This is a genomic window from Pantoea anthophila, from assembly GCF_026104315.1.
Taxonomy (GTDB): domain Bacteria; phylum Pseudomonadota; class Gammaproteobacteria; order Enterobacterales; family Enterobacteriaceae; genus Pantoea; species Pantoea anthophila.
On record NZ_CP110473.1, the window covers coordinates 3,268,088 to 3,282,203 of the forward strand.

Genomic DNA, 14,116 nt, shown 5'->3' on the forward strand with positions numbered 1-14,116 from the left:
CAGCCACACAGCGTCAAGGCAAGAATTGTAGGACAATGTTGACAAATCGTGGCGACAGGAACTGTATAAATACCCATGATATACTCAGGTTGTTTACTTATCCCTGAAACACGGCGTCCGGAGAACATCTGACTATGCCCCGCGCAGGTTTTCTGCTCACCCGCCACTGGCGCGACAGCCCGAATGGCACCGAAATTATCCTCTGGCTCGCCACCGATGCGGGCGCGCAGCGCGTGGTGCTGCCTGTGCAGGAGTCTGTCGCTTTTGTGCCTGCGGAATATCAGGCGCAGATCAGCGAGCTGCAGAGAGAGGAACGCCAGCTGCGTATCCAGCCGCTGGCGCTGAAAGATTTTCGTCACCGTCCGGTGCTGGGCCTCTACTGCCAGCAGCATCGTCAGCTGCAGCGCATCGAAAAACGGCTGCGCGAACAGGGGATTCCGATCTACGAGGCAGATATCCGCCCGCCGGAACGCTATCTGATGGAGCGCTTTATTACCGCCCCCGTCTGGTTTGATGGCGAGCAGCAGGGCGACACGCTGGTCAACGCGCGGCTTAAGCCCCACCCCGACTATCGTCCGCCGCTGAAATGGGTCTCGCTGGATATTGAAACCACCCAGCATGGCGAGCTCTACTGCATCGGGCTGGAGGGCTGCGGTCAGCGCCAGGTCTACATGCTCGGCCCGGCTAACGGCGATGCCAGCACGCTGGATTTCGACCTGATCTATCTCGACAGCCGGCCACAGCTGCTGGAAGCCCTGAACCAGTGGTTTGCAGAGCATGACCCGGATGTCCTGATTGGCTGGAACGTGGTGCAGTTTGACCTGCGGGTGCTGCAGAAACATGCCGACCGCTACGGCATTCCGCTGCGTCTTGGCCGCCAGCAGACGGCGCTGGAGTGGCGGGAACATGGCTTCAAGCCAGGCGTTTTTTTCGCGCAGGCCAGCGGCCGCCTGATCATTGATGGCATCGACGCACTGAAGTCGGCGTTCTGGGATTTTCCGTCGTTCAGCCTGGAGTCGGTGTCGCAGCAGCTGCTGGGTGAAGGCAAAGCGATCGACAATCCGTGGCAGCGCATGGAGGAGATCAACTGGCGGTTTGCCAACGATAAACCGGCGCTGGCGCGCTACAACCTGAAAGATTGCGAACTGGTGACGCGCATCTTCCACAAAACGGCGATCATGCCGTTTCTGCTGGAGCGCGCGGCGGTCAATGGTCTGGCCGTGGACCGCCATGGCGGTTCGGTGGCGGCGTTCAGTCACCTCTATATTCCGCGCATGCACCGTGTCGGGTTTGTCGCGCCCAATATGGGTGAGGTGGCCCCGGAAGCGAGCCCGGGCGGTTATGTCATGGATTCGCGTCCCGGTCTCTACGACTCGGTGCTGGTGCTGGATTACAAAAGCCTCTATCCGTCGATTATCCGCACCTTCCTGATCGATCCGGTGGGCCTGGTGGAGGGTCTGGCCCATCCTGATGATGCGGATTCGGTTGCCGGTTTCCGGGAAGCGCGCTTCTCTCGCCACACCCACTGCCTGCCGGCGATGGTTGAACAGATCTGGCTGGGGCGCGAAGCGGCGAAAAAACAGAACAATCAGCCGCTGTCACAGGCACTGAAGATCATCATGAACGCCTTTTACGGTGTGCTGGGCACCAGTGCCTGCCGCTTCTTTGATCCGCGACTCGCCTCCTCAATTACCCTGCGCGGTCACGCCATCATGCAGCAGACCCGCGCGCTGATTGAAGCGGAAGGCTACGACGTCATCTATGGTGACACCGACTCCACCTTTGTCTGGCTGAAGTCGGCCCACGATGAGAAGCAGGCCGCTGCCATTGGTCATCAGCTGGTGCAGAAAGTGAATGCCTGGTGGCGCGATCACCTGCAGCAGACGCTGGGACTGACCAGCGCACTGGAACTGGAGTATGAAAACCACTTCTGCCGTTTTCTGATGCCGACCATTCGCGGCGCGGAACAGGGCAGCAAGAAACGCTACGCCGGACTGATTCGTGACGCCGACGGTGCGCGCATGGTCTTTAAGGGACTGGAGTCGGTGCGAACCGACTGGACGCCGCTGGCCAAAACATTTCAGCAGCAGCTCTACCACCGTATTTTCCACCGCGAGCCGTGGCAGGATTACATCCGGGAGACCGTGGCGCAGCTGCTGGCGGGCGAGCTGGACGATCAGCTGATTTACAAAAAGCGCCTGCGGCGTCCGCTGAAGGAGTATGAACGAAATGTGCCCCCGCACGTGCGCGCCGCCCGGCTGGCTGATGAGCAGAATCGCAAACTGAACCGGCCACTGCAGTATCAGAACGGCGGCCGGATTCGTTACGTCATGGCTACGGCTGGCCCCGAACCGCTGGAGGCGCGCAGTACGCCGCTCGACTATGACCACTATGTGACGAAGCAGCTGCAGCCGGTGGCAGAGGGGATCCTGCCCTTTGTCGGAGGAGATTTTGCTACACTGATTACGGGGCAGCTGGGGCTTTTTTGACAGGTGACGAATGCCCTGCCATCCAGTACCATAGCGCCCTTCCTGAAACTCACCGCTCTTATGCACGCTCCAGACCTTGTTGTCTGGCGGTAACGCTATTGCCTGAGATTCGGGAACACCTCTAAAAACGTTAAAATTCGAGCTAAAAATATATGGTTTTTACATTAGGTCAGCGCTGGATTAGTGATACGGAAAGTGAACTGGGACTGGGCACCGTGGTGGCGATCGATACCCGCATGATCACCCTGCTGTTTCCGGCCACGGGGGAAAACCGCCTCTACGCCCGCAACGATTCGCCGGTTACCCGCGTCATCTTTAACCCGGGTGATACCATCACCAGTCACGAAGGCTGGCAGATGCGCGTCGATGAAGTCCGCAACGAAAATGACCTGATGACCTATATCGGTACCCGACTGGATACTGAAGAAAGCGATGTGATCCTGCGTGAAGTGATGCTCGACAGCAAGCTGGTGTTCAGTAAGCCGCAGGATCGTCTGTTTGCCGGTCAGCTCGACCGTATGGACCGCTTTGCCCTGCGCTTCCGCGCACGCAAATACCAGAGTGAGCAGTACCGTCTGCCGATCAGCGGGTTACGCGGCATGCGCACCAACCTGATCCCTCATCAGCTGCATATCGCACACGATGTGGGTCGTCGCCACGCGCCACGCGTACTGCTGGCCGATGAAGTGGGCCTGGGTAAAACCATTGAAGCCGGGATGATCATTCAGCAGCAGCTGCTGGCGGGTCGTGCCGAGCGGGTACTCATCGTGGTGCCTGAAACCTTACAGCATCAGTGGCTGGTCGAGATGCTGCGCCGCTTTAACCTGCGTTTCGCCCTGTTTGATGATGACCGCTACACCGAAGCGCAGCACGACAGCGATAACCCGTTTGAAACGGAACAGCTGATCATCTGTTCGCTCGACTTTGTTCGCCGTAACAAACAGCGCCTTGAACTGCTGGCCGATGCCGAATGGGATCTGCTGGTGGTGGATGAAGCGCACCACCTGGCATGGTCCGAAGGCGAACCCAGCCGTGAATATCTGGTCATCGAAAAACTGGCTGAGAAAACGGCCGGGGTGCTGCTGCTGACGGCGACGCCGGAACAGCTCGGCATGGAGAGTCACTTTGCCCGTCTGCGTCTGCTCGATCCGGACCGTTTCCACGATTTTGCTGCCTTTGTTGAAGAGCAGCAGCATTTCCGTCCGATTGCCGATGCGGTAACAGCGCTCCTGGCTGACCAGGCGATCTCCCAGGAAGAGATGAACCGGATCAACGATCTGGTGGGCGAAGAAGATATCGAGCCGCTGCTGCAGGTCGCCAACAGCGATCGTGAGGGCAAGCTGGAGGCGCGTCAGGAGCTGATCGCCATGCTGATGGATCGCCACGGCACCAGCCGCGTCCTGTTCCGCAACACCCGTAACGGTGTAAAAGGTTTCCCGAAACGCGAACTGCATCAGATCCGTCTGCCGCTGCCTGCGCAGTATCAGACGGCCATCAAAGTCTCCGGCATTATGGGCACGCGCAAAAGCGCCGAGGAGCGGGCGCGTGACCTGCTCTACCCGGAGCAGATTTATCAGGAATTTGAAGGCGACAGCGGCACCTGGTGGAACTTCGATCCGCGCGTGGAATGGCTGATGGGCTATCTCACCAGCAACCGTAAAGAGAAAGTGCTGGTCATCTGCGCCAAAGCGGCCACGGCGCTGCAGCTGGAGCAGGTGCTGCGCGAGCGCGAAGGCATCCGGGCGGCGGTGTTCCACGAAGGCCTGTCGATCATTGAGCGTGACCGGGCTGCCGCGTGGTTTGCCTCGGAAGAGAACGGCGCGCAGGTGCTGCTCTGCTCTGAAATCGGTTCTGAAGGCCGTAACTTCCAGTTTGCCAGCCGCCTGGTGATGTTCGACCTGCCCTTTAACCCGGATCTGCTGGAGCAGCGTATCGGCCGTCTGGACCGTATTGGTCAGGCGCACGATATTCAGATTCTGGTGCCGTGGCTGGAGCAGACCGCTCAGGCGGTGCTGCTGCGCTGGTATCATGAAGGTCTGGACGCGTTCGAGCACACCTGCCCGACCGGTCGTACCATCTACGACAGCGTGCATCAGCAGCTGATCGGCTATTTAGCCGCGCCGGAAAACAGTGAAGGCTTTGACAGCTTTATCGCGGAGTGCCGTAAACAGCACGAGGCGCTGAAATCGCAGCTGGAACAGGGCCGCGATCGTCTGCTGGAGCTGAACTCTAACGGCGGCGAATCGGCTCAGCTGCTGGCGAACGCCATCAGCGAGCAGGATAACGACACCGGTCTGGTGAACTTCGCGCTGAACCTGTTTGATATTGTCGGTATTAATCAGGAAGACCGCAGCGATAACCTGATTGTGCTGACCCCTTCTGACCACATGCTGGTGCCCGATTTCCCTGGCCTGCCGGAAGATGGCTGCACCATCACCTTCAGCCGCGATCAGGCGCTCTCCCGTGAGGATACCCAGTTTATCACCTGGGAACATCCGCTGATCCGTAACGGCCTGGATCTGATCCTGTCGGGTGACACCGGCAGCTCCGCGCTGTCACTGTTGAAGAACAAGGCGCTGCCGGTGGGCACGCTGCTGGTTGAGCTGATCTATGTGGTGGAAGCGCAGGCACCGAAGCATCTGCAGCTGACCCGCTTCCTGCCACCGACGCCTATCCGTCTGCTGCTCGATCGCAACGGCACCAACCTGGCCGGAAAAGTGGAGTTCGAAAGCTTTAACCGCCAGCTGAATGCGGTTAACCGCCACACCGCCAGCAAACTGGTCAATGCGGTGCAGCAGGATGTGCATGCAATCCTTACCCAGGGTGAAGAGAGCGTGGTCAGCGAGGCACGTGCGGTGATTGAAGCGGCGCGGGCCGAGGCGAATGAAAAGCTGGGCGCAGAGCTTTCCCGTCTCAACGCGCTGAAAGCGGTGAACCCGAACATCCGTGAAGATGAGATCGAGGCGCTGGAAAGCAACCGTGAACAGGTGCTGGAAAGCCTGGATCAGGCCAACTGGCGTCTCGACGCGCTGCGCCTGATTGTGGTGACTCACCAGTAAGCTCAGGGGCCTTCCGGCCCCTTATTTTTGGAAAGCCCTATGGAACCTTACAATCCACCGCGTGAACCCTGGCTGCACATCCTTTATCAGGATGCGCATATCATGGTGGTGAATAAACCCAGCGGTCTGCTCTCGGTACCCGGTCGGCTGGATGAGCACAAAGATAGCGTGATGACGCGGATACAGCGTGATTTTCCGCAGGCGGAATCGGTTCACCGGCTGGATATGGCGACCAGTGGTGTGATGGTCGTCGCCCTGACCAAGGCGGCTGAGCGTGAGCTGAAACGGCAGTTTCGCGAGCGGGAACCCGCCAAGACCTACGTGGCCTGCATCTGGGGTCATCCGGAGAAGGAGGAGGGACTGGTTGATCTGCCGCTGATTTGCGACTGGCCTAATCGTCCGAAGCAGATGGTCTGCTTCGAGAACGGCAAAGCCGCGCAGACGGAGTATCAGGTGCTGGAATATCGTGCGGATAACAGTGCGCGCGTTTCGCTGAAGCCGATTACCGGCCGCTCGCACCAGCTGCGGGTGCATATGCTGGCCCTGGGCCATCCGATTCTGGGCGACAACTTCTATGCCCATCCGGACGCCAGGGCGATGGCACCGCGCCTGCTGCTGCACGCGGAGTCACTGACTATCACCCATCCGGCATTCGGTAATGCCATGACCTTTCGTCAGCCCGCCGATTTTTAAAGGGGGCAGTACGCCTGGCCGCCTCCTTCAGAGAGGCGAAGAAAGGCGCGATTACTTAAAGCCTTTTTCTTTGCGAATCAGATCGTACGCCGCCTGAATTTCCTGCGCCTTCTGCTTCGCCATCTCCATCATCTCTGGCGGCAGCCCCTTCGCCACCAGCTTGTCGGGATGATGCTCGCTCATCAGCTTGCGGTATGCGCGCTTGATGGTGGTGGCGTCATCGCTGCTCTTCACACCCAGCACGCTGCAGGCATCTTCCAGCGTTGGTCCACGTTGCGCCTGCTGAAAGCCACCACTGCCACTGCGCTGTCCGCCGCCGAACTGCTGGCCGCCTTCCATCATGCGCAGGAACTGATCGAACTGAACGCGTGAAATGCCCAGCTCCTCGGCGATGACATAGAGCACCTGCCGCTCATTGGGATGCAGGGAACCGTCGGCAAAGGCAGCCTGAATCTGAATTTCCAGGAACATGCGAATCAGATCGAACCGGCCAAAACAGGCGCTGCGCAGCTCCCGCAGTTTGCTGCGTAACGGGTAATCTGCCTGCTTGCCTTCGCGAAATGCGCGCTGGGCGGCGGTGCGCGAGTCACCGTGCAGTTGCATCCGCTCCATAAGCAGCGACGCAATCTGAATATCCGCTTCGGTAACGCGCCCTTTTGACTTGGTCAGATGGCCCATGACCTGAAAGGTGGTGCTGAAAAACAGCGTCTGTCGGGTCTGATTATTTGAGAAGTAAGCCTTACCTTGCGCGCCGCGCACTTTGTCAAACATATGGCCAATGATCAAACCGATCACAATACCCCAGAAGCCTGCGCCGGAAAGTAATCCCAGCGCCAGACCCACAACTTTTCCCCAGTAGCGCATAAACTCCTCAATTCGCCATGCTTGCGGCTGAAAATTGCATTATCATACCTGTCATTTATCTCAGCGCCTAACGGCAACGCTGACTGACCAGGATTAACACTGGCGCAACGCCGGGCAGTAAGTTAGTCTCTGACCCGATTGTCGGCATGATGCCAGTTTTCATGGAATTCTCGATACCGCGTATGAAAAAACATATACCTACCCTGCTGGCCACACTGATCGGCGCAGCCATTAGCCAGCAAGCCGTTGCCGACGATCTGATGTCGCAGTGTATGTTAGGCGTGCCGAGTTACAACCGCCCGCTGGTGAATGGCGATACCAATCAGCTGCCTGTCACCATTCACTCCGACGCTGCCAAAGGGAACTATCCCGATGATGCGGTCTTCACAGGCAATGTGAATATTGAGCAGGGCAACAGCCGTATGCAGGCCGATGAAGTTCAGCTTCATCAGCGTCAGCAGGAGGGCCAGACCACGCCGGTTCGTACCGTCGATGCCCTGGGTAATGTGCATTACGACGATAACCAGGTCATCCTGAAAGGTCCGAAAGCCTGGTCAAATCTGAACAGTAAAGATACCAACGTCTGGAACGGTCAGTACCAGATGGTGGATCGTCAGGGTCGCGGCACCGCCGATCAGATGAAACTGCGCGGTGATAACCGCTACACCATTCTGGAAAATGGCACCTTTACCTCCTGTCTGCCTGGCTCCAACAGCTGGAGCGTGGTCGGTTCCGAAGTGATTCAGGACCGCGAAGAGGAAGTGGCCGAGATCTGGAACGCCCGCTTTAAACTCGGTTCCGTTCCGGTGTTCTACAGTCCCTATCTGCAGTTGCCGATTGGCGACCGTCGTCGCTCCGGCTTCCTGATCCCGAATGCTAAATATGGCAGCAACAACGGCTTTGAGTTCATCCTGCCCTACTACTGGAACATCGCGCCGCAGGCCGATGCCACTATTACGCCGCACTACATCAGCAAGCGCGGCATGAAGTTTGAGAATGAATTCCGTTATCTGACAGAGCTGGGCGCAGGTCTGATGGAGTTCGACTACCTCGGCTCAGACAAGCAGTACGACAAAGATAAAGCGCTGCGCGGCATCGCCGAAGATGACAGCTCCGATCGCTGGCTGTTCTACTGGCGTCATGCGGGTGTCTACGATCAGCACTGGCGCTTTAACGCGGACTACACCAAAGTCAGCGATAAGTACTACTTCAACGACCTCGACTCGAAGTACTACAGCTCGACCGACAACTACGCCACGCAGAAATTCAGTATTGGCTACGCGGACACCAACTGGGATGCGACGCTCTCCACCAAAGATTTCCAGGTGTTCGGCGACAACAGCAGCAACAACGTCTATCGCGCCATGCCGCAGCTGGACGTCAATCTCTATCAGAATGACATCGGTCCGTTTGATGGCCGGATCTATGCGCAGGCGGTGAAATTCACTAACGTCAGCGATCGCTATCCTGAAGCGACCCGTTTGCACGTTGAGCCAACGCTGAACCTGCCGCTGTCTAACGGCTGGGCCAGCCTGGATACCGAAGCGAAATTCCTGGCAACCCACTACCAGCAGACCAATGTTGATTACTACAACAACAACTTTGCGAATCGCAACGGCAAAAGTGGCGATCTGGATGAGTCGGTAAACCGCACCCTGCCGCAGTTTAAAGTCGATGGCCGTCTGGTCTTTGACCGCGATATGGACTCCGCTGCGGGCTACACCCAGACGCTGGAGCCGCGGGTGCAGTACCTCTATATCCCGTACCGCAATCAGAGCAATATCTACCCGTACGATTCAACGTTGCTGCAGACCGACTACACCGGCCTGTTCCGCGACCGCACCTACAGCGGCCTGGATCGTATCGCCTCGGCTAACGAAGTGGCCACCGGTGTCACCACACGCATTTATGATGCCGATCTGGTTGAACGTTTTAACGTTTCTGTAGGTCAAATCTACTCGTTTACCCCTTCTCGTACTGGTGTGAATCAAACCAGTAAAGAAGATGATACCGGCAGCCTGATCTGGGCTGGCGATACATACTGGAAAATCAGCGATCGCTGGGGCGTCCGGGGTGGGTTGCAGTATGACACCAAACTCGACAACGTTTCCCAGGGCAATACCGTACTGGAATATCGTCGTGATGCCGATCGCATGGTGCAGCTGAGCTACCGTTACAGCAGCCCGGAATATGTCGCAACCGCGCTGAACGACAGCAGCCTGGTGACCAATCCTATCTTCAAAAATGGGATTTCACAGGTGGGCACCACGGCCAGCTGGCCGATTGCGGATGCATGGTCCGTGGTAGGCGCGTACTACTACGATACCCGCAACAGCCGTCCGGCTTCGCAGCTGGTAGGCCTGCAATACAGCTCATGCTGTTATGCCATTCGGGTCGGTTACGAACGCAAAATTAACGGTTGGGAAAACGACGACAGTAAATATGACAACCAAATCTCATTCAACATTGAGCTGCGTGGTCTGAGCTCCAACTATGGCTTAGGCACCAACGATATGCTGCGTCAGGGGATTATCCCTTACCAGCCCGCTTTCTGATGTTGTGATGTTTGACAGGCAATCCCGCAGTGCGGAACCAACAATGGATAAAGTATGAAGAACTGGAGAATGCTGATTCTTGGTGTGGCAATCAGTGCCAACACCGCGTTCGCAGCACCACAAGTCGTTGATAAAGTTGCCGCCGTGGTCAATAACGGCGTGGTTCTTGAGAGTGACGTGGACGGCATGATGGGCACGGTGAAATCTCAGGCCCGGCAGGCAGGTCAGCAGTTGCCAGATGATAAAACGCTGCGCCACCAGATTCTGGAACGCCAGATCATGGACAACATTATTCTGCAGATGGGTGAAAAAGCGGGGATCCAGATCAGCGATGAGCAGCTGGACCAGGCGATTAAGAACATCGCCGCACAGAACCGCATGACGCTGGATCAGCTGCGCAGTCGTCTGGCTTATGACGGCATGAACTATGGCGTCTATCGCTCACAGATCCGCAAAGAGATGATGATTGCCGAAGTCCGCAACAATGAAGTGCGTCGTCGCGTGACCATCCTGCCGCAGGAAGTGGATACGCTTTCAACCCAGATTGCCGCCCAGAACAGCCAGGGAACCGAGCTGAACATCAGCCACATTCTGCTGCCGCTGCCGGAAAACCCGACGCAACAGCAGGTCGATGAGCAGGAAACGCTGGCGAAACAGCTGGTTGGCGAACTGAAAAATGGTGCGGATTTCGGCAAGATGGCCGTGACCTACTCCGCCGACTCGCAGGCGCTGAAAGGCGGCAACATGGGCTGGGGTAAAATCGAAGAGTTACCGACCCTGTTTGCCCAGGCGCTGGCAACGGCGAAAAAAGGCGACATCGTCGGGCCGGTGCGTTCAGGTGTGGGCTTCCATATCCTGAAGGTGAACGACCTGCGTGGCGAAAGTAAGAACGTCTCGGTCACTGAGGTGCACGCTCGTCATATTCTGCTGAAACCATCGCCGATTCTCACTGACGATCAGGCCAGGGCGCAGCTGGAACAGATCGCGGCCGATATCCGCAGCGGAAAAACCACCTTTGCCGCCGCGGCCAAACAGTACTCTGACGACCCGGGATCGGCGAATCAGGGTGGCGATCTCGGCTGGACCTCTCCGGAAGTCTTTGATCCCGCCTTCCGCGATGCGCTGCTGCGTCTGCAGAAAGGCCAGACCAGCCAGCCGGTGCACTCCTCTTTCGGCTGGCATCTGATTCAGCTGCTGGATACCCGCCAGGTGGATAAAACCGACGCGGCCCAGAAAGAGCGCGCTTATCGCATGCTGTTTAACCGTAAATTTGCTGAAGAAGCGCAGACCTGGATGCAGGAACAGCGCGCCAGTGCTTATGTGAAGATTCTGGATGGCAATGCACAGTAACCAGCGTGTGGTGATCACTCCCGGCGAGCCCGCCGGGATTGGTCCCGATCTCACCGTTCAGCTGGCTCAGCACGCCTGGCCGGTGGAACTCGTCGTCTGCGCCTCCCCTGCCCTGTTGCAGCAGCGGGCAGCGCAGCTCGGCCTGCCGCTGACCCTGCGTCACTACCAGCCTGAGGCGGACCCCGTGCCGCAGCAGGCGGGGACGCTGACCATTCTGCCGATTGAGACGGCACAGCCGGTCACACCAGGCGAACTCTGTGTCGCTAACGGTGACTATGTGCTGGCCACGCTGGCCCGCGCCTGTGACGGCTGTCTGCAGGGTGAATTTGCGGCGCTGATTACCGGTCCGGTGCACAAAGGCGTGATTAACGATGCCGGTATCGCCTTTACCGGCCATACCGAATTCTTCGCCGACCGCGCAGGCGGTCATCGCGTGGTGATGATGCTGGCAACCGAAGCGCTGCGTGTGGCACTGGCCACCACGCATCTGCCGCTGAAAGAGGTGCCTGCGGCGGTCACCCGCGAATGCCTGCATGAAGTGATCACCATTCTTCATCGTGATCTGCAGCAGAAGTTCGCCATTGCCGAGCCGCATATCTATGTCTGTGGTCTTAACCCCCACGCCGGTGAAGGCGGTCATATGGGACGGGAAGAGATCGAGACGATTACGCCGGCCCTCAATGAACTGCGTCAGCAGGGCATTAAACTGACCGGCCCGCTGCCTGCGGATACACTGTTCCAGCCCAAATATCTGCAAAACGCCGATGCGGTGCTGGCGATGTATCACGACCAGGGCCTGCCGGTACTGAAGTTTCAGGGGTTTGGCCGCGCGGTAAATATTACCCTGGGCCTGCCCTTTATCCGGACCTCCGTTGACCACGGCACCGCGCTTGAACTCGCCGGGCTGGGTCAGGCGGAACCGGGCAGCTTTATCACGGCGCTTAACCTCGCCATCACTATGATCAAGAGCAGTAATGAATAATCGCGTCCATCAGGGGCACTACGCCCGTAAACGTTTCGGGCAGAACTTCCTGAACGATCAGTACATTATCGACAGCATTGTCTCCGCCATTCATCCCCAGCGCGATGAAGCGCTGGTAGAGATCGGCCCTGGCCTCGGCGCCTTAACCGAGCCGGTGGGCGAACGCCTCGATAGCTTAACGGTGGTGGAGCTGGACCGCGATCTCGCGGCGCGTCTGCAAACGCATCCGTTCCTTGGCCCGAAACTGACCATCTTCCAGCAGGATGCCATGACCTTCGACTTTGCCGCGCTGGCACACGAGAGAGGCCAGCCGCTGCGGGTATTTGGTAACCTGCCTTACAATATTTCGACCCCGCTGATGTTCCACCTTTTCAGCTATACTGGTTCGATCAAAGATATGCACTTCATGCTGCAGAAAGAGGTGGTTAACCGTCTGGTTGCGGGCCCGGGCAGCAAAGCGTATGGTCGCCTGACGGTGATGGCGCAATATTACTGCCAGGTTATTCCGGTGCTGGAAGTGCCGCCACACGCCTTCACGCCGCCACCGAAAGTGGACTCGGCTGTCGTGCGTCTGGTGCCGTTTGCCGAGCCACCGCATCCGGTCAGCGACGTGCGTATCCTGAGCCGTATCACGACAGAAGCCTTTGGTCAGCGCCGTAAAACATTGCGCAACAGCCTGAACCACATGGTGGCGGCAGGTGCGCTGGAAGAGTTATCCATTGATCCTGGTCTGCGTGCTGAAAACGTCTCGGTCGCGCAATATTGTCAGCTGGCTAACTGGCTGGCGACGCATCAGGGAAAATCGCAGGAGTAAGTCATGAGTGAAACGGCCCGCGTCTCCGTTCATGTGCAAAGCCAGTACGTCGCCTCCCAGTCCTCGCCGGATGAGGATCGCTACGTCTTCGCCTATACCATTACGATACGCAATCTGGGCCGTTCCGCCGTGCAGCTGCTGGGGCGTTACTGGCTGATTACCAACGGTAACGGCCGCGAAACAGAAGTTCAGGGTGAAGGCGTGGTCGGTGAGCAGCCGCTTATCCCGCCGGGCAACGAATTTCAGTACACCAGTGGTGCTGTTATCGAAACGCCGATGGGCACCATGCAGGGACACTACGTGATGGTCGACGATCAGGGCGACACCTTTCACGTTGAAATCCCGGTGTTCCGCCTCGCCATCCAGACGCACATTCACTGATTTTCACGCCTTTTGCCCGATACGTCGGGCACATTCCCGATGGATAAAACGTTATGAGCACATACCTGATTGGCGACGTCCATGGTTGCTACGATGAATTACGTGCCTTGCTGCAGCAGGTCGATTTCAATCCCGAGCATGACACGCTGTGGCTGACCGGTGACCTGGTGGCGCGCGGTCCCGGCTCACTGGAGGTCCTGCGCTATGTGAAGTCACTGGGCGACGCCGTGCGCCTGGTGCTGGGCAACCACGATTTACATCTGCTGGCGGTCTATGCCGGAATCAGCCGTAACAAGCCTAAAGATCGCCTCACCACCCTGCTGGAAGCGGACGATGCTGATGAGCTGATCAACTGGCTGCGCCGGCAGCCGCTGCTGCAGGTGGATGAAGAGAAAAAACTGGTCATGGGACACGCCGGTATCACGCCTCAGTGGGATATCGACACCGCGAAAAAATGTGCGCGGGAAGTGGAAGCGGTGCTCGCCAGCGACAGTTATCCGCTGTTCCTGGATGCGATGTATGGCGATATGCCAAATAACTGGAGCGAAGATCTGACCGGCCTGGCCCGGCTGCGCTTCAGCACCAATGCCTTTACCCGTATGCGCTACTGCTTCCCCAATGGTCAGCTGGACATGATCTGCAAAGATGCCCCGGAGTCGGCGCTGCCACCGCTGAAGCCCTGGTTCAACATCGACGGACCGGTCGCCCGGGACTACACCATCGTTTTCGGTCACTGGGCTTCACTGGAAGGCAAAGGCACGCCAGAGGGAATTATCGGCCTGGATACCGGCTGCTGCTGGGGCGGCACGCTGACCCTGCTGCACTGGGAAGAGCAGCGCTATGTGGTTCAGCCCTCTAACCGCGAAAAAGCACTCGACTCCAGCGAAAGTCTGGCGCCTCCGGCGCTATAACCCCGAGGCTGGCCTGGC

At 58.0% G+C, this 14,116-nt stretch carries 10 protein-coding genes; 9 read left to right on the forward strand and 1 reads right to left on the reverse strand.

All coding sequences use genetic code 11. The features are described from left to right. The first annotated feature begins 128 nt into the window (after positions 1 to 128). The 3 genes from polB to rluA all read left to right on the forward strand — a co-directional run bounded on the left by polB (position 129) and on the right by rluA (position 6,241). Positions 129 to 2,489, forward strand: coding sequence for a DNA polymerase II (gene polB, locus OJ965_RS17840; RefSeq protein WP_154928447.1), 2,361 nt, complete (start codon positions 129 to 131; stop codon positions 2,487 to 2,489). 152 nt (positions 2,490 to 2,641) lie between these two features. Beyond that, a complete protein-coding gene (gene rapA, locus OJ965_RS17845) occupies positions 2,642 to 5,548 on the forward strand; it encodes an RNA polymerase-associated protein RapA (protein ID WP_265137233.1) in 2,907 nt (968 codons plus the stop codon). Between the two features lie 39 nt (positions 5,549 to 5,587). After that, positions 5,588 to 6,241 (forward strand): bifunctional tRNA pseudouridine(32) synthase/23S rRNA pseudouridine(746) synthase RluA, encoded by a 654-nt coding sequence (gene rluA / locus OJ965_RS17850; protein WP_265137234.1) that lies wholly within the window; start codon positions 5,588 to 5,590, stop codon positions 6,239 to 6,241. A gap of 51 nt (positions 6,242 to 6,292) precedes the next feature. Here the strand turns inward: rluA and djlA are convergent, their stop codons facing one another. Continuing rightward, positions 6,293 to 7,105 (reverse strand): co-chaperone DjlA, encoded by an 813-nt coding sequence (gene djlA, locus OJ965_RS17855; RefSeq protein WP_111208316.1) that lies wholly within the window; start codon positions 7,103 to 7,105, stop codon positions 6,293 to 6,295. 182 nt (positions 7,106 to 7,287) lie between these two features. Here djlA and lptD point away from each other — a divergent pair, with 182 nt between their 5' ends. Genes lptD through apaH form a run of 6 tightly spaced genes read left to right on the forward strand, consistent with a single transcriptional unit; the run spans position 7,288 to position 14,098 of the window. After that, positions 7,288 to 9,660 carry an LPS assembly protein LptD gene (gene lptD / locus OJ965_RS17860; RefSeq protein WP_058957743.1) on the forward strand — a complete coding sequence of 791 codons (2,373 nt, stop codon included), beginning with the start codon at positions 7,288 to 7,290 and terminating at the stop codon, positions 9,658 to 9,660. A gap of 54 nt (positions 9,661 to 9,714) precedes the next feature. After that, the gene (gene surA / locus OJ965_RS17865) at positions 9,715 to 11,010 is read left to right on the forward strand and encodes a peptidylprolyl isomerase SurA (RefSeq protein WP_009092189.1); all 1,296 of its coding nucleotides are present in this window, start codon (positions 9,715 to 9,717) and stop codon (positions 11,008 to 11,010) included. Then, complete coding sequence (gene pdxA, locus OJ965_RS17870) at positions 11,000 to 11,992, forward strand: 4-hydroxythreonine-4-phosphate dehydrogenase PdxA (protein ID WP_009092191.1); 993 nt, start codon at positions 11,000 to 11,002, stop codon at positions 11,990 to 11,992. Before surA ends, pdxA begins: the two co-directional genes overlap by 11 nt. Next, positions 11,985 to 12,806 carry a 16S rRNA (adenine(1518)-N(6)/adenine(1519)-N(6))-dimethyltransferase RsmA gene (rsmA, locus tag OJ965_RS17875; RefSeq protein WP_265137235.1) on the forward strand — a complete coding sequence of 274 codons (822 nt, stop codon included), beginning with the start codon at positions 11,985 to 11,987 and terminating at the stop codon, positions 12,804 to 12,806. The genes pdxA and rsmA overlap by 8 nt, the downstream gene beginning before the upstream one ends. A 3-nt stretch (positions 12,807 to 12,809) precedes the next feature. After that, entirely contained in the window at positions 12,810 to 13,187 is a 378-nt protein-coding gene (gene apaG / locus OJ965_RS17880; protein ID WP_009092195.1) for a Co2+/Mg2+ efflux protein ApaG, read from the forward strand. A 53-nt stretch (positions 13,188 to 13,240) separates the two neighbouring features. Beyond that, the gene (apaH, locus tag OJ965_RS17885; protein WP_265137236.1) at positions 13,241 to 14,098 is read left to right on the forward strand and encodes a bis(5'-nucleosyl)-tetraphosphatase (symmetrical) ApaH; all 858 of its coding nucleotides are present in this window, start codon (positions 13,241 to 13,243) and stop codon (positions 14,096 to 14,098) included. Positions 14,099 to 14,116 lie beyond the last annotated feature (18 nt).

Coding starts and splice junctions, on each gene's coding strand:
- lptD (WP_058957743.1), top strand. CDS start 7,288: ATGAAAAAACATATACCTACCCTGCTGGCCACACTGATCGGCGCAGCC.
- apaH (WP_265137236.1), top strand. CDS start 13,241: ATGAGCACATACCTGATTGGCGACGTCCATGGTTGCTACGATGAATTA.
- djlA (WP_111208316.1), bottom strand. CDS start 7,105: ATGCGCTACTGGGGAAAAGTTGTGGGTCTGGCGCTGGGATTACTTTCC.
- pdxA (WP_009092191.1), top strand. CDS start 11,000: ATGCACAGTAACCAGCGTGTGGTGATCACTCCCGGCGAGCCCGCCGGG.
- rsmA (WP_265137235.1), top strand. CDS start 11,985: ATGAATAATCGCGTCCATCAGGGGCACTACGCCCGTAAACGTTTCGGG.
- rluA (WP_265137234.1), top strand. CDS start 5,588: ATGGAACCTTACAATCCACCGCGTGAACCCTGGCTGCACATCCTTTAT.
- surA (WP_009092189.1), top strand. CDS start 9,715: ATGAAGAACTGGAGAATGCTGATTCTTGGTGTGGCAATCAGTGCCAAC.
- rapA (WP_265137233.1), top strand. CDS start 2,642: ATGGTTTTTACATTAGGTCAGCGCTGGATTAGTGATACGGAAAGTGAA.
- apaG (WP_009092195.1), top strand. CDS start 12,810: ATGAGTGAAACGGCCCGCGTCTCCGTTCATGTGCAAAGCCAGTACGTC.